Origin of the sequence: Parabacteroides sp. AM17-47, from assembly GCF_003434625.1 — a bacterium.
Classification (GTDB): domain Bacteria; phylum Bacteroidota; class Bacteroidia; order Bacteroidales; family Tannerellaceae; genus Parabacteroides; species Parabacteroides distasonis.
This window is the reverse complement of sequence record NZ_QTLI01000010.1, coordinates 115,885-133,354: the sequence shown is the minus strand read 5'-3', so window position 1 is coordinate 133,354 and position 17,470 is coordinate 115,885. Positions and strand designations below refer to the sequence as shown.

At 46.2% G+C, this 17,470-nt stretch carries 9 protein-coding genes; all 9 read right to left on the bottom strand.

Annotated features, from left to right (window positions below; genetic code table 11):
- Positions 1 to 37: 37 nt before the first annotated feature.
- Positions 38 to 256, bottom strand: a complete 219-nt coding sequence (locus DW205_RS10015) for an NVEALA domain-containing protein (RefSeq protein ID WP_157257407.1) — start codon at positions 254 to 256, stop codon at positions 38 to 40.
- Positions 257 to 463: 207 nt separating this feature from the next.
- Positions 464 to 1,324 (bottom strand): DUF1573 domain-containing protein, encoded by an 861-nt coding sequence (locus DW205_RS10010; RefSeq protein ID WP_005863559.1) that lies wholly within the window; start codon positions 1,322 to 1,324, stop codon positions 464 to 466.
- A 102-nt stretch (positions 1,325 to 1,426) separates the two neighbouring features.
- Positions 1,427 to 1,993 (bottom strand): RNA polymerase sigma factor, encoded by a 567-nt coding sequence (locus tag DW205_RS10005; protein ID WP_005863561.1) that lies wholly within the window; start codon positions 1,991 to 1,993, stop codon positions 1,427 to 1,429.
- A 384-nt stretch (positions 1,994 to 2,377) separates the two neighbouring features.
- Positions 2,378 to 3,283 carry a hypothetical protein gene (locus tag DW205_RS10000; protein WP_005863563.1) on the bottom strand — a complete coding sequence of 302 codons (906 nt, stop codon included), beginning with the start codon at positions 3,281 to 3,283 and terminating at the stop codon, positions 2,378 to 2,380.
- A gap of 1,053 nt (positions 3,284 to 4,336) precedes the next feature.
- Entirely contained in the window at positions 4,337 to 5,284 is a 948-nt protein-coding gene (locus tag DW205_RS09990) for a Dyp-type peroxidase (RefSeq protein ID WP_005863566.1), read from the bottom strand.
- A gap of 148 nt (positions 5,285 to 5,432) precedes the next feature.
- On the bottom strand, positions 5,433 to 7,631 hold the full coding sequence (locus DW205_RS09985; protein ID WP_005863568.1) for a glycoside hydrolase family 3 C-terminal domain-containing protein: 2,199 nt from the start codon (positions 7,629 to 7,631) through the stop codon (positions 5,433 to 5,435).
- Positions 7,632 to 7,653: 22 nt separating this feature from the next.
- Complete coding sequence (locus DW205_RS09980; protein ID WP_005863570.1) at positions 7,654 to 10,182, bottom strand: sugar-binding domain-containing protein; 2,529 nt, start codon at positions 10,180 to 10,182, stop codon at positions 7,654 to 7,656.
- A gap of 107 nt (positions 10,183 to 10,289) precedes the next feature.
- Positions 10,290 to 13,136 carry a TIM-barrel domain-containing protein gene (locus DW205_RS09975; RefSeq protein ID WP_005863571.1) on the bottom strand — a complete coding sequence of 949 codons (2,847 nt, stop codon included), beginning with the start codon at positions 13,134 to 13,136 and terminating at the stop codon, positions 10,290 to 10,292.
- 230 nt (positions 13,137 to 13,366) lie between these two features.
- The gene (locus tag DW205_RS09970) at positions 13,367 to 17,446 is read right to left on the bottom strand and encodes a two-component regulator propeller domain-containing protein (protein WP_005863573.1); all 4,080 of its coding nucleotides are present in this window, start codon (positions 17,444 to 17,446) and stop codon (positions 13,367 to 13,369) included.
- Positions 17,447 to 17,470: the final 24 nt, after the last annotated feature.

Sequence of the window (17,470 nt, the reverse complement as noted above, 5' to 3'; positions counted from 1 at the left end):
ACATATTTCACTACAAAAACGTTATAGAACCATAAAATTAATCACATGGAGCACAACCGATAGACCCACTATTACAACAAGCTCTTGTATCTAAGTTCAACCAGCAACTCCAATGAGTAGTACATTCTTCACCCGCAAGAGCTTCTATATTGCTTAAAGCTAATCCAGACAAAGAAGGATCAATATTATTTTTTAGAATATTAATCATCACCAAACAGAAAACAATAACAATAAGAATAATTCTTAATTTCTTCATAACGCTCATAATATAATTATTTATAAGATCTTTATATTTTGCCTAATCTTCTTTAGTTAGAATAAGATATCCTCTGTATATTTTTTTACATTTAAATAAATTTTAAACTTTCACATCACCTCCTTTCTGATAATATTTTGGAGCGAAGAACTTGCTGTGATAGTTTCTAATATATCAGGCAAGTTTCCCTTTTATAATTTGACTTTATCAAATCGTATTTCCCCGTACATTGAGTTTAATTAATTGATTTGTATTACATTTTACTGTGATTGTCTCATCAAAGAGTCCCTTATTTTCAGGTGTCACTCCCACTTTAATATGAAGAGATTCACCGGGCTGAACTGGATGTTTATCAAACAAAGCTTGAGCACATCCACAAGTGGTAGTTACATCTATAATAACTAAAGGTTGGTCTCCTGTATTGACAAGCGTAAACAAAGTGTCTTTACTCTTCCCTAAAGGAATAGTTTCTAGTAAGAGTGATTCCTTTTCCACTTTTACGGTTGTCTGAATTGGTGCAACAGGTTGTTTCCTACCTATTTCTTCCAAATATAATTCTTTTACGTTCGGGTTATGGACAGGATTACCTATCACTACCACTTTATTATTCTTGTCTAATAAAAATACTTGAAACCGAATATCTTTTGGAAAATGATTGAGCTGATTTAGACTGTCTGATCGATCCAAGCAAATCGGCTTGTCAAAATTCTCTCTTATTAATAAAGAATGTATCTCCCACTGATCATCAAACTGAAAAAAAAATAAGAAAGGGATATTCTTCTGACTGATAGAATCTGTATATCGGATAAATTCTTTCCAACGGGATAATTGCAATTTACAACTCGTACAACCAATTGAGTCTACAAAAACCAAGACTTTGTAATCCGAAGTCGGGATTACGAAATTAGTTGTATCAGATGCAAATCTGGTAAAGACCATATTTTCCGGAAATAGAATCTGCTTACCCTGCCATTCTTTAACCAACAATGTTATTATTTCCTTTTGCTTATCTTGACAAGCTGATAGGAAAATTGTTAATAGTAATATGGTTAGATCTAAAGGTCTCATTTTATGTAAATGTATATACGTTTGTTCATCATATAATATAATACGTATATCCGATAAAAACTATCTACCCCTACAAACCACAAGATATTTAATGCTTATTAACTATAAAAAGAGTGTTATAAGGCAAAGAAAGCCATCAGAAGAAAGTCGATCTCGCAAAAAACGCAAAGCCCTACTCAACTGTGTCTCCACAGTCTTTTCTGAGATAGAGAGGCGTTCCGCTATTTCTCTATATGATAAATGTTCATGACGGCTCAAACGGAATATCTCCCGACGTGATGGCGGTAATTCTTCTATCAAGCTATTAATATATTCCCGTAAAGACTCTGCGTCGATTCGTTCTTCCATAAGCGAATCGACATCTGATAGCTGTCGTTGTAGGCTTTCCGTCAGTTTTTCAGAGAGTAACCGGTTTTCTGTCTCTTTATAAACCAAGTTACGGGCTATGGTGAATAGATAGGCATCAAAGTTTTGTTCCGGATCTATAGTCTCATGCTTCTCCCAGATTTTAAGAAAAACGTTTTGGGTCAAATCCGCCGCCATAGATTTATCATATAGCAACGAATAAACAAAATGATATACATGCTGATTATATTCCCAAAATAGAGTTTCAAAAGCCTTTTCATCCCCATTCTTCAGATCTATAAGCAAATTTCCATCCATTTTCATATCACATATATATTATATATCCCCGCCATACCAACTTATCTCCATTCTGCTTATTCGCAGTTCATATACTTTAGTTCTGATGAAACTACGTTGATTTGAATAGAGGATAAAGGTGATAAGAGATAGAAAATCAGTGAGTAACTAAATGGTAGAATAACCAATAGCAGTATAGATCTAAATAAAAATAGATATAGATGATTGTTATTTAGGGACTTACATTAGATAAAAGACGTAGTTTCATCAGAACCTAGAACAAGGTTACAAGTGAAGATTCAAATATAAACAAACATCATTACATATCGCAAATATACAAAAAAATGTAAATACAGTATGAGTATCCTTGAAATCTAGTTAAATTCTACTTGAGGACAAAGAATGTCCTCACTAATTATCCGCTTCGCAAATGATATATTGATAAAGGTCGGAATGCCCGGTTTTATCGATTATCTTATGCTTTTCGAGTTGGAATTTCAGTTGGGCCAAACCAAGAGCGCCAAAGCCGGGAAGGTCTAATAAAGAGTCGAGTCCGTTTTTGAGGGCGTAACGTAGAATATCTTCTATGATTTCTATTTTCAAGGTTGTAAGGCATTTACGGATATAGGGCGCTAAGGTGAGACGGGTAATGGGTTGGCATATCCGTTTCGCGGCATTTAAGGGAACGGGGGTAAGTGATCGGGGAGATTCGATACATAGACCGTTTTGGAGCGCCTTTTTATATAATCTTCTCAATTCGTATTCCATGTTCCTGTTCTCTATCCACAGACGTTCTATCTCAAGGTCTTGGTTCGTGATTGTTTTCTTGTATTCGGTCAGGAAGCCCATGTTTTCTTGCAAGCGGAGCGATATGACCTTATATCGGCGACAGATTCCGTCGTAGGATATACCACAACGTTTAGCTACGTCTTCTATCTTGGCTCCGGAAGTTATTTCCGTAAAGATAAGTCGGTCTTTCTTGTCGTGTATGAATGTTGATAGTTCGGCGATAATGAGTTTAAGTAGGGGAGAGATGTTTTTAAGGGATCGCAGGCAGAAAAGGTAATCATCGAATTGGGAGATGATCTCGTTTATCTCTTCTTCCTTGTCTTGGATGATAAGTTGCAGGTATAGCTTTTGTATTCCCATACGCTCGATATGGGAAATGAATTCACGCAAATTGGTCAGATCGACTAGGCGAACACCTTGCTTCACGACGTAAGATGTTATTTTTTTAGATATCGCCCATTGCTGGATTTCTTGAGATGGAAAGCCGGTGATACGAGCGGCTTCTTCAAGAGTAATAAACTCAGGCATAACTATTTGATTAAAGTAAAACTTATACTATTTATCTTTAAAAAGGGCGTTATTTGGCGTTATATTGAAGAGCTGGCCTTTCATTATAAAATAAAGAAAGGGCGATTGGCTGAAAATATTGTTGACAAAGGCTCGGCCAAGCCTCAACACTCAATAAAGTCAGCCGCACGCCCCCCTTATCTGTATACAATAATCTATCTATACTATACAGTAGCATAGATAACACGTATATCTAATAAAGGGTTGCGGGGCTTTCTCTGTGCATTGAGTGTCTCGAAAAATTTGGCCGATTTTTGTCAACTCGCACAAATATCGCACGCAACACAAGGCTTCTAACTTAAAAGCCTTTTATTGTCGCAAATATACGTATTAAAAATATTTTAGTCTATGATAATCCATACGTTTTCTATTTTATCATTGTTTTACTACCAACAAAGAAAGAATAAGTAGATAAAAACCTACGCTTTTACCTTTTGCTTTTCTGTCTTAATTACTAGCTAGGCAAATATATGATATATTCTTTAATTATAATTGATTATTAAGGAAAAAATCAAGATGGCGATCCATCAAACAGTACGAAGACTACTACCCTAAAGTCTACGGAATGACCTTACAAAATACTTTTATAGCGCAAAAAAGATTAGGTACATTGCCAAATGGCTTTTTTAGGTAGAAAGTTACCAGTTAACTAACATTTCAAAGTAAGTTAGCTTCAACGGCAAAGTAAGTTAACTTCATAAATCCGGGTTGAAATCCGCAAACGACATACAACACGCGTCTACACTCCCAACACTATATAACCGCTATGGATATTTGAAGTATTGATAATAGGCGGTTTACTTCTGTTATCCGTAACTCCAACCTTATCAGTCAACAAGCCTTTCATTAAAAGATAAGCACATCATAATGGCACGACTGTGCCATCCCAATGGCACACCATTGCCATAAGGAAGGCACAGCTATGCCACGCTGATGGCACTGTCGTGCCACGATATGGAAAATGATTGGCACTGCGGAAGTCTGTTAACTAGACAGTTAAGGATGGATAAATAATTATTCCCCTAACTTATCAAGCAACTCATACGACGGAACGAAGAAAAGAGTTCCCGTTATCGGCGTGCTGAAGTCCAGCAGACGATCCGTATTGCCTACGGGATCACCGACGAACATATTCTCCAGCATTCGTCGGGTGGTGCTGAACGTGCTGGCATAGGCGATAAAATAGGTACCGTATTCACCTTTGGAGGTATGGGCGAATGGCATGTTAGCACGGACTATTTTCAGATCGTCTCCGATGTTCGTCACGGCGTTATGAGCGTTCTTCGGTTTTTCTTCATCTGATAGCTCAACATCGTTGAATTTACGGCGACCGATGACTTTCTCTTGCTCTTCCACTGGAAGCGCATTCCATGCCACCATATCATGAATGTATTTTTGCACAAACACATAACTTCCGCCCATAAACTCGGGGTCCTCATCGATTACCGCGAAACGATAGGGGTCTTCATCCACGGCAGGATTCTCCGTACCGTCCACGAAACCGATAATCGCCTTACCGTCTCTATACCGAAAACCGTGGGTCTCATCAATCGATTCCACGACACCTCGCAGTTTCTGGTCTATAATGGAGGCGAACTCAAAGCACAGTCCCATCTGCTTACAGCGGATGTGGAATAGTAAATCCCCGGGGGTAGAAACAGCCGTAAGCTTAACTCCTTTGATCTCTTCAAACGGTTGCAATTCTTTGGGGTTTCCTTGCTCCGGAAAGAAACGTTTCCAAGCATCCGCCCCGAATCCTATCGTACAACTGAATTGCATATCAGGATAGCGATTGCGCATACTACGTATCAAAGCGGAGAAATTAGCGCACACGTCCTTTACCTTATCAATCGTGTCGGGGAGATCTTTTAGAGCATAGACAATGAAAACCGCATTCTCGCCCGGTTTTTGGGTAACATCTTGCGGATAGTTAGCGTTCAATGGATTTTGTAGAGAGTTCATAGCACATCTTTAATTATATTGTTATTATATGGATATAACTCTATAGATGCGCTCTTGTTCAAGGAAATGTAACGAAAAATGTCCTAGCGGTTATTTTTCAATATCTATTTGTAGAGACGGGGCGTGCCCCGTCTCTACAACTGGGTAGTTATTTCACCTCCACGCTGATTCTCTGCTTGATATCTGAGGCGGAGGCTCCTAGTTGGAGGATGAACTCGCCGGGTTCTACGACGAATTGGCTTTGTGCCTCACTATAGAAAGCTAAAGAGGATACGGGGATGTCCAACGTGATTCGCCGACTCTCACCGGGTTTAAGGAATACCTTCTTGAAGCCTTTTAACTCCTTGACCGGACGCATCACGGAGCAAACCGGATCGCTTACATACAATTGGGCCACCTCAGCTCCTTCACGGTCTCCGGTATTGGTTAGGGTGAAAGTCGCTTGGATCGTGTCCGCTTGATCATACGTCTTTTTATCCGTATTCAGATTGGAATAGTTGAATGTCGTATAGGATAAGCCGTAACCGAACGGATAAACGACCGGAAGCCCCTTCGTATCGAACCAGCGGTAACCTACCAAGATATCTTCCTCATAATTCACTTTCAGATCCCTGCCGGGGAAGTTGCCCAACGCATGCGCCGGAGATTGATCCAAGCTCACGGGAGTGGTGAACGGCATCTTACCGCTCGGATTCACCTTGCCGGATAATACGTCCACCAAGGCATTTCCTCCTTCCATGCCGTTGAACCAAGCCCAAACGATAGCCGGGGAACAAATATCTACGGCGGCCATATTCAACGGCGATCCGGCGATCATGACCACGATCGTACGAGGATTCGCCTTTACCACCTCTTGAATCAACTCAACCTGCCCGTATGGGATATCCATATTCAGACGGTCGAACGACTCGGTATCATAATCATGGTTTAAACCACAAACCAAAAGGGCCACGTCACTCGTGCGGGCAACCTCTACCGCCTCTTTCAATAACGCGTCGCTTTCCTGTGTCTTGGAAGAGAAAGTACCAGAGCTTTGCCCATTATTGCTACCCTCCACGAAAGTAGATAACTTCTCATAACCTTGGGCAAAACGGATATCCACCTTATCGCCCCATTTCGCACGAAGCGCCTCTAATGGAGTTACCTCGTAAACCGCCTTGATCTCGGAACTCAAGCCACCATTGGAATGTTTGCGGGTAGCGTTATCGCCAATTACCGCCAGACTCTTGATCGAGGAGAAATCCAACGGGAGAAGATTATTCTGGTTCTTCAATAAGACAATGGCTTCGGCAGCCGCGTCGTAAGTGGCTTGCTGATGCTCTTTCGTATTCATGGAGCCGGGGCCGAAACGCTTTTTCGGGTCCAAGACATTCGTCTTGATCATCACACGTAAGACATCGCCCACCTTCTCGTCCACCAAGCTCATTGGAATCTTACCAGATTTAACAGCCTCGATCAAGGGGTTGGCATAATACCAATCCTCATATTTATCGATCAGCGTGCCCATCTCCAGATCCAAGCCGGCCTCCATAGAAGGAACCGTGCTATGGGCAGCTCCCCAGTCGGTTACATATACGCCATCGAATCCCCATTCATTCCGAAGGATCTTGCGAACCAAGTAGTTATTCTCCGCGCAGAACTCCCCACGGAATTTATTATAAGCGGCCATTACCGTCAAGGCGCCTCCCTCCTGTACGGCCGCCTTGAAAGCGGGTAAATAAATCTCACGCAAGGCACGCTCGCTACATTCCACATCGACAGTCGTACGGTTTGTCTCTTGGTTATTCACGGCGAAATGCTTTACGCTGCAAGCCACGTCACGGCTCTGCAAACCCTTGATATAAGCGACCGCCAATACGGAGTTCATATAAGGGTCCTCGCTCATATACTCGAAGTTACGGCCACAAAGCGGGGAGCGAATGATATTCACGCCCGGGCCCAGCAATACGTCCTTCTTACGCCAACGAGCCTCCTCGCCCAGCACCTCGCCCCGACGGTAAGCCAACTCCGGATTCCAAGCGGCGGCGAAAGCCGTGCCGGTCGGGAAATAAGAGGCGGAATCATTTGTCCAACCCGCATATGCCCAGTCGTGGCGATTGATCTCCGCACGTACCCCGTGAGGCCCGTCGCTCAAGCTCCACTCGGGAATCCCCAGACGCTCTACTCCGGCAACATAGAATTTTGAGTTACCATGCAATAATCCGACCTTTTCCTCCAAGGTCATCTTCTTAATCAGTTTCTCGATACGTTTCTCCATTTGTACCTTCTCTTTATCCGTGACCTGCGAGCTCGCGGCAGCCGCGTTCAAGAATAGCCCGCAAGCGATCACGCCTATTATCTTTTTCATTTCCTTTTTATTTATAGGTTTATTATTGCGCTTGAATCGTTACCGTCGCCTCGGGTAAGCCCTCGGCTATGGCTTTTAAGTGGATGTCGCCTTGTCCGCCCTTGTTCCGGATCACGACCAAGGCTTTTCCATAGTAAGCTTGCCGTTTCGGTTTACGGAGGCTGTTCGGATCGTTCGGATCTCCGTTATCCGTTCCGGCGATCTCACCCGGGCCCTCCACGAAGAAACGGATCAATGGAGTAGCGTCGGGAACCCGGTTACCATCGATATCGCATACATCTACGGTTACAAACGATAGGTCCGAGCCATCCGCTTGGATGACGCTACGATCCGGTGTCAAGACCAAACGGGCCGGCTCTCCTGCCGTATGGATCTCTTTCACCAAGACCTCCTTACCCCCTAAGCGGGAGACGGCTCTCAAGGTTCCGGGCGTAAAAGGCATACGCCAAGAGACATGATAGGTACTGTCCGTTTTTTGTCGTACGCCTAGGCTCTTTCCGTTTAGGTATAGTTCCACCTCATCGGCATTGTTATAATAGGCCCAGATATCCACCGGTTCGCCTTCTTTCCAGTTCCAATGCGGGAAAATGTGCAATACGGGTTCATCCGTCCACTCGCTTTTATACATATAATATACATCCTTCGGGAAACCCGCCAGATCCACGATACCGAAGAAGCTGCTCCGGCTGGGCCACCAATAGGGGGTAGGCTCTCCCAAGTAATCGAAACCCGTCCAGACGAACAGGCCGGATACATGCGGAAGCGTCTTCACCAGATGCCAAGTCTTCTCGTGCGTAGAGCCCCAAGGTACATGGCAATTATCATAAGAGGAGCAAACATGCTCGGGAGCCTCGAAAGGCTTGTCCCACGATTCCGGACGGATATAAATATGATCAGACGGCATCTCATAATAGCCACGGGTCATCAAGGCCGAGGTAGATTCGCTCACGATCAGTTTCTTTCCGGGGAAATTCCGGAGGAACGGCTCGAAATATCGCTCATGGTAGTTGAAGCCCAGCACATCCAAGGCATCCGAGCGGAACAGATGATTCGCAGGGTTTACCTCGTTACAGCCGGCGGTAACGACCCGGGAGGTATCTAGCCGTTTCACGATAGCCGCCAGATGACGGGTGATCAAGGATTGACGGCTAAGGGTCGTATCCTTCAGCAAAGCGGGATCGATGGCATGGCCGGCATTCAAGATCAGGTTCGCCGCTTGCAGATCCAGCTCGGTAGCGTCGGCATGACTCCATTGCTCAAGTACCTCATTGCCTATACTCCACATGAAAACAGAGGCGTGATTCCGGTCACGCAAGATCTCGTCCGTCAAATCCCGCTCGTGCCACTCCGCGAAATACCGGGCGTAATCGTATGGGGACTTACGGCGTTCCCACATATCGAAAGACTCATCCTGTACCAGAAGGCCCATACGATCGCAAAGATCCAGCAACTCGGGTGCCGGGGCGTTATGGCTGGTACGGATCGCGTTCACACCCATCTCCTTCATGATCTGTAGCTGGCGCTCGATAGCCCGTGTATTCACGGCGGCACCCAGACAGCCTAAATCATGATGCAGGCAAACCCCTTTTATCTTCAAAGGCTTATCATTCAAATAAAAGCCGGTAGCGGAATCCCAACGGAACGAGCGAAGGCCGAATACCGTCTCGTAACGATCTACCACCTTACCAGCCACTTTCACTTCCGTGACGGCCGTGTAGAGCGAGGGAGAATCGGGACTCCAAAGCTTGGGATTTGGGATCGAGAACTGATGATCGACAGATGCCTCCCGCATACGGGCGTCGTAACAGGGCGTATACGGTACCCGTAATAGAGTTGTTACGGGTGCCGTAACAACTCTGTTACGGTCATCGTAAATAGAGGTAGAGATTTCGGCATCCCTATCCGCCTCCGAGCTATTCCTTATTCTCACCTCCAACGAGAAGGTAGCCTCCTCCGGCGAGATCCTCATGTCATGCACGAAAGTACCCCAGTTGTCCACATGTACCGGATTCACCTTTACTAACCATACGTTACGGTAGATACCGGAGCCTGAATACCAGCGGGAATTCGGTTGCTCGCTATTATCCGCCTTCACGACAATCACGTTCGGTTGGCTTCCATACCTCAAATAAGGCGTCAAGTCATAACGAAACGATACATAACCATTCGGACGGAATCCCAGCGAATGACCATTGATCCAGACCTCGCTATTCCGGTAAACCCCGTCGAAATCAACATAAACAACCTTACCCCGATCCGTCTCCGGAAGGGTAAATGTCTTTCGATACCAACCAATCCCGCCCGGTAGCGCGCCGCCGCCCGGGGTAGACGGGTTATCGAGGGAGAAATCCCCCTCGATACTCCAATCATGCGGTAAAGATAAGATACGCCAAGTGGAATCATCGCTGTCCGGGGATGAATAATCCTGAACGCTATCCGACAAGGCAAATTTCCAATCGTCATTCCATGGGCTACGTTCACGCACCTGCTCCCCGGTGGGGGAACAGGCGGTGAGCAATAGGCCCAGAAGCCACGCAAGTGGCCGATTCATCAGTGGTATCATTAGTGATTATATAGTTTAATTGATACTACCCAGTTGTAGAGACGGGGCGTGCCCCGTCTTAGCACAGACTGATGGGTATTATTTAAAGTTACCATTTAGAGGGGTTGAGACGGGGCACGCCCCGTCTCTACAACTAGAGGTTTACCTTGGTAAGATATTGTCACGTCCTTGCCAGCGGGGTTCTCCGGCGTGATGAGACGTACCGTGATCTGACGCTCGCGGATCATGCCCGGATAGTCGCCCTCCCGTGCGCCGATCGTGAGCGTTCGCCTCGCATCATCATAAACAAACGGGATGGTAGCGTAATTTCCTTTCTCGTAATCGTAGGTCACGCCATTATCCTCATATAAGGTGAAGGAACCGTCGGCACCGGCGTAAACAGAGACGATTAAGTCTTTCTGTTCCTCTTTCGTAGACTGGATTACCTTTCCGGTCGGTACGATAGAGCCGGCTCTCACGAACAAAGGCATATGCTCGTAAGGAGCATCCACGTCCATTGTCGTTCCGCCTTGTATACGCTTGCCGTTGTAGAAATCGTACCAAATGCCGGCCGGGAAGTACACCTCACGGTCGCGAGCCTTATACTCATACACCGGGCATGCCATGAAGGCCGGGCCAAACATAAACTGGTCGTCTATATCGTAAGTCTTCTCATCGTCCGAATAATCCATCACCAAGGCACGCATGATCGTATAATCCTCAAAATGCGTCTTGGAGGCCAAGCTATAGATATACGGCATCAATTGATAGCGCAACTCGGTATAATACTTCATCGATTGGTACGTAGGCGATCCTTCCGGAGCGATATTATAGATCTCGCGGCAAGGATATTGCCCGTGGCTACGGAACAACGGACAGAAAGCTCCGAACTGATACCAACGGTTGTTCAACTCCCTCCATTCCCTCAAATCCTCGCTACCTTCCTTAGCGGCCATATAACGGTTCTCCACGCTGAAGCCACCTATATCCATCGTCCAGTAAGGGATACCGGACATGGCGAAGTTCAAGCCGGCGCTGATCTGCGCTTTCATATCCTCCCAGCGAGTACCGATATCGCCACTCCATGTAGCGGTAGAATAACGTTGCTGGCCGGCGAAACCGGAACGGGTCAATAGGAATACACGGTCATCCGGGTTTACGCTACGTTGTCCGTCGTAGATCGCCTCGGCGTTAGCCAAAGCGTAAGCGTTGAAGTATTTCGTGGACGGGCCCAGATAAGTCGGTCCGCAAAGCGCCTTGCGATACTCGATATCCGTATTATCCTGTACGTTCGGCTCGGAAGCGTCCATCCACCAAGCGTCGATGCCCAAGGAATACAGATGCTCGTTCATCTGTTCCCAGAAAAGCTTGCGGGCTTCCGGGTTGTACGCGTCATAGAAAGAACCGATATAACCCGGATAAATCCAGTCGCAGATACTATCCTTAATCGCCTGCTGATACATAGCACCCAGTGCGTCCAACTCTTTATAATGCTCTGTCGTATAATAGAACTTCGGCCATACGGAGATCATGATACGGGCATCCTTATCGTGGATTTCCTGAATCATGCCTTTCGGGTCCGGGAAGCGTTCCTTATCAAACTCGTGGCTACCCCATGCGTCTACCGGCCAATAGCTCCAATCCTGTACGATCACATCCAAGGGAACCTGCCGCCGGCGGTATTCGTTCAAGGCGGTCAATAGCTCCTCTTGCGTCTTATAACGCTCACGGCTCAACCAGAATCCCATCGCCCATTTCGGCATGATCTGGCTCTTGCCCGTAACCGTGCGGTAACCGCTGATCACCTTATCCATGGAAGACTCTCCGTTGATGAAGTAGTAATCGATATCATCCCCCATTTCCGACCAGAAAGCCAACCGCTCCCGCTCCTCCTCCGGTAGCGGAGATAATACCTTCAAGCCGATATAAGATACATCTCCATCCGGCAACCATTCGATACGGATCGGATAACGTTTGCCCTTTTCCAGATCGGCCGTAGCCTTGTAATCATTCGGGTTCCATGCCGCACGCCAACGTTCCGGGATGATCTCCTCGTTATTCACAAATACCTTGGTATAACCGGCGTAATGTAGTTTGAAATGATAAGTACCCGTCTCTTTCGCCTCGATCTCACCCTCCCAAGTAGCGGAAGCGCTCGGCTTCGGGAAGTCTGCCGGCAGGTTCTTGATGGTTTTCAGATTCTCATAATCTACCTTATCTTCATCCCGCTGGATTAAAACGGAATTCTTCGCCTTATCCGTATAGTAGGTAGCGGTCAACGCCCCTGCCCTCCCGTCTTTTCCGTATAGACCAAAGACATCGCCCAAATCGGCGTATGGACGCTTGTCGCCGAAACGGCTCAAGGAATAGTTATGCCAAAGTACACCATACCCTTTTGAGGAAACGATAAACGGCACGCTCACCTTCGTGTTATATTGGAAAAGCTCCTCGTTCTTGCCTTTATAGTTGAACTCATCGCTCTGATGCTGTCCTAGGCCGTAAAGCCCTTCCTCGTCCTCACTCTCAAATACCTGACGTAAGGTATAGCCTTTGGTTCCTTCCACCTCGATCGGCGTAAATTCCTTGCCTCCGTTTGTCTTCTCACGAAGGATCGTGTGTCCGTTGGCGTCGGTAAAGCGAACCTCTCCGGTCTCCCGTGAAAGACGGGCCTGTGTGGTTTGCGTACTTACGATGATCGTATCCCCCGAGGTCGTTATCTGAAACGATGGGGCGGGCAACGATTTCGTGTCCTTGATCAAGTTCACTTGGTTGGAAAACTTACCATCCGGAGAGGCGATTACCCGGATAATATCATCAGAGATTACTTCCAATTTAACAGCCTTCGCCTGTCCGGAACGGATATCGGCGACCAAGCCATTCTCGACCTTCCGGTAAGCGGAATCAGTCATGCAGGAAGTCAGCAGGGAAAGCCCTAACGTGAATACCGCGATGTGTTGTTTCATATTCTATAGATTCTTTAATTATTTCCGATCAGCAATGAGTCCGAACAGGTTTTTCCATACAAGAAAAATGGTTCTTCATTCGTTGGCAAAATTAAAGGGTTTGCGGCGGACAGGAAGCCATAAATGTTTTGGGTTACGGGGAGAACCGTAAAAAGGTAGGGGAAGAATGTTTATTTTAAGGGGATATTTTGTTATATCCCCTAATTACGTGGCATTTATTTAGAAGAAGTTTATTTATGATAGTCAGAGGGAAGCCTTCCGAACTCATCCTTAAAATACTTCCGGAATAACTTCACATCATTGAAACCGCACTCCAGCGCGACCTCATTGACCCGCATCTGGCTCTTCTCCAATAACTGCGCCGCACGCTTCAAGCGCACCGTACGGATCAACTCCACCGGAGTCTTACCCGTGATGGAAAGGCATTTCTTGTAGAAGTTCACACGACTCATGCCCATCTCCCGGCTCAACCGTTCTACAGACAACTCCGGATTGGCGATCTGCTCCTCGATATAGGCGATGGCCTTACGCATCAACTCCTCATCCATGGAGCTAGCTTGTACCTCCGTCAAGGCGATGCCCATGGTAGAGGACTGCATAAAGGCCTTTTGCATCTTCTTCTTCATCTCGATCAAATGCCGCACCTTCAAGAGAAGCATCTCCATATTGAATGGCTTACTGATATAATCATCCGCACCGGCTTCCAGACCGACCAGTTGGCTATCTTTAGCGGACTTTGCCGTCAGTAGGATCACCGGGATGTGGGAAGTCCGGATGTCTCCCTTGATCCGGCGGCATAAGGTGATACCGTCGGTGATAGGCATCATCACGTCGCTGATCACCATATCCGGCAGCTCCTCCGGAATGAGTTTCCACGCATCTTCTCCATCCGCCGCCGTGAGTACCGAATAAACGCCACTCAAGCTTAACTTCATAAATTCCCGGAAATCCGTGTTATCGTCTACGACCAGCAACGTAGGTCTTCCCGCCGGAGACGCATCCTTATCGGCGATCTCCGCATGCTCCTCAACCGGAGGCAAGATATCCCCTTCGGCAATTCCTTCCGGAGCCGAGATAATATCTTGGTTATCCAAGGGGATCACCGGCAGCGTAACCGTAAACGTACTACCCGCTCCCGGCTCGCTTTTCACGGTTATCGTCCCATGATGCATCCGCACGAATTCCCGGCATAGGTGCAGGCCGATACCCGTACCTACCACGGGATTTCCCTTATCCGGGGAAGACACCTGATAAAAGCGATCGAAGATAGCTCCTTGTTTATCCGCAGGAATACCGATACCGCTATCCGACACCTCGATAACCAGTTTGTTCTCTCCCTCCTTCTCCAACCGCAAGCTAAGCGTCACCGAGATAGTACCTCCCTCCGGCGTAAACTTAAAAGCGTTACTCAGTAGATTAGAGACGATCTTGAAGACCTTATCCGTGTCAAACTTCATCGGGAGAGACGTGAAGACCGAGGAGAAAGAGAAATGAATCCGCTTTTGCTCCGAAAGCTCCTTGAAGGAATAAGCCACGTCACGCACGAACGGGACAATATCGCCGGTAGACAAGACCAAGCTATCCCCTTGCATATCGATCTTGCGGAAATCCAATAACTGGTTCACCAATTTAAGCAACCGGTCGGCGTTCCGGTAGATCAACTTCAATATTTGCTGGGATTCCAAGTCTTTCTCCGTTTTCATCAACTTCTCCAAAGGAGTCATGATCAATGTTAGCGGCGTACGGAACTCATGGCTTACGTTCGTAAAGAAACGAAGCTTCATCTCGTCCACCTCATGCTGCTGACGCACAGTAGCCCGTTCTTGCTCCTCCTCCAACTTCTTTTGCTGGATACGGAAAATAAAACGTATCACGCCATACGCCAATAATATACCAGCTATGATATACAACGCTATTGCCCATCCGGTAGCCCAGAACGGAGGCAAGATCGTGATCTGCAAGCTCGTGATCTCCTTGCTCCAAATCCGGTCGTTATTCATCGCCTTTACCTTGAAAGTGTAAGTTCCCGGGTTCAAGTTCGTATAGGTAATACGACGTTCCAAGGCGCTTACGGTAGTCCATTCCGAGTCGAAGCCCTCCATCTTAAAAGCATATTTATTCTTCAAAGGAAGGAAATAGCAACAAGAAGAGATGGTAAAGGAGAAATTACGTTCCGTATAATTCAGTTTCAATTGCTTGGTACAGGTGATATCTTTATCCAAAATCACATGCCCGTCATACGCCTCTCTCGCCGTTATCGGGACATTATTCACCATAAGTCCGGTTATCACCGCCGGTGGAGCATAGCTATTATAACGTATCCGGGCAGGATCAACGAAGGTAAGACCGTTTGTCCCGCCAAACGCCAACTCACCCGTTTCCAGTCCGCAAGCGCTATTCACGTTAAACACACGTCCTTGAACGCCCTCATTCTCATCATAGCTATTCCAATCGAACGTATAATTATTATCCGTATCCCGATTCGGAACGATATTCAATAAGCCGTTCTTCGTTCCCACCCAAACCGTATGATATTTATCCTCCAGAATAGACATGATGCTGTTATCCGGTAATCCGGAAGAATGGTTCAACCGATACATCTTATCATTCAACCTATCATATATATGTAGCCCATGATTACTCCCGATCCATACCCATTGACGGCTATCACAAAATACGACATTGATGATTTGATCCTCAAACACGGAACGTCCATCCTTCGTGCCGTTAAAAGAAGTAACAGCCCCCGTCTCCGGGTTGATCCAGTTCACTCCTAAAGAAGTTCCAACGACAATATTCCCCTTCTCATCCCCGGAAAGGCTATATACGATATCCGAGTTAATCGCATTCTCCTTATCCCCCATGCGATAATACGTCCATTTCCCGGTAGATTGATCCAAGCAATCCAGGCCGCCTTCCAACGTACCGATCCACAAACGATTCTTGGCATCGACATACAAACTATACACGCTATTATTGGATAAGCCGTCCTTACTGCCCGGGATATCCCGATAATGCTTGAAACGTTTCCCGTCAAAACCGGTCAACCCCTCCATATAAGTACCCAGCCATAACTTGCCATCCAAATCTTTCGCCATACTAATCACGACATCGCCGGAGATAGCGTTCTCGCTTTCCCGCCCCGCCCGGTAGCGGACATACTCCCCGGTTTCCCGATCGTAACGTAATAGGCCGTTTCCGCTAGTACCGATCCACAGATCCCCTTCTTTATCTTCTACGATACAATTAAAGTCATTGTTAAAGATATCCCGCATCAACTCCAAAGGGTACCGGATAGTCTGGAATTTAAAAATGCTCTCATGATAATAGTTGATGCCGTTTTTATAAGTGCCGGCCCACATAATCCCCGTATCATCCCGATACAAGCAGATCACGCTATTCTGGCTCAAACTCGTTTGGTTAAACGGGTTATTTCGTATATAACGCATCCGGTCCAGACGTTTATCCAAGATATTGATACCGCCATGATCGGTAGCGATCCAGATATTACCGTTCATATCCTCCGCCACGTCACGCACCATTATAGAGGATAAAGCGACCGGGGTTTCGGTCGTATAATGTTTCCACTCCTTGCTTTTGGGATTTAGGCGAAAGAGACCTCTACTATATCCGGGATTTAAGAAAAACCACAGATCCCCGTCACTATCGGCGAACACATAGAATAACTGGGCATTCGCATATTGAGTCAGATACTCATCCCGATAGACAGGTTCTCCGGATGCCTTATCGATCCCCTCTACCACTCCCGAGGTATGGACTACATATAGACGATCGCCCACGTCACTCATATCACAAACCCGGCCATCCTCTTTATTTAGCGGATACGAATAAATCTTTCCCCTCGCTTGATCATAACGGCAAAATTCATTCGTATAGGTAGCGAAATAGAGTTGTTTATCATTGTCGACAAATATCTTAGCGGGAGGATTCTCTAGACGTAAGCTATCTAATATTTCCTTCTCCGGAATAAAACGGTCATTACCGGGCTCATATACGCAAAGTTGGTCCGTATTATAGGTAATCCAAATACGCCCATCGGCGGTTTCTTGAAGCTCGGAGACATGCTCCTCCCTAAAAGGCAACCCGCTTTCCTTGTATTTATAATGCTTAAACTCATACCCATCAAAACGGTTCACCCCAGAAGTGGTACCCAACCACATAAACCCCTTCCGGTCTTTCAGGATACAAGTGATCTCATTGGAAGACAGACCGTCCTGTACTCCCAGACGGTTGAAAAGAATATCTTCCGCCGCTAGTCCGGATCCCAACATTCCCCAAGACAGGATCATTATAATACAGAGTAGAGTTTTCGT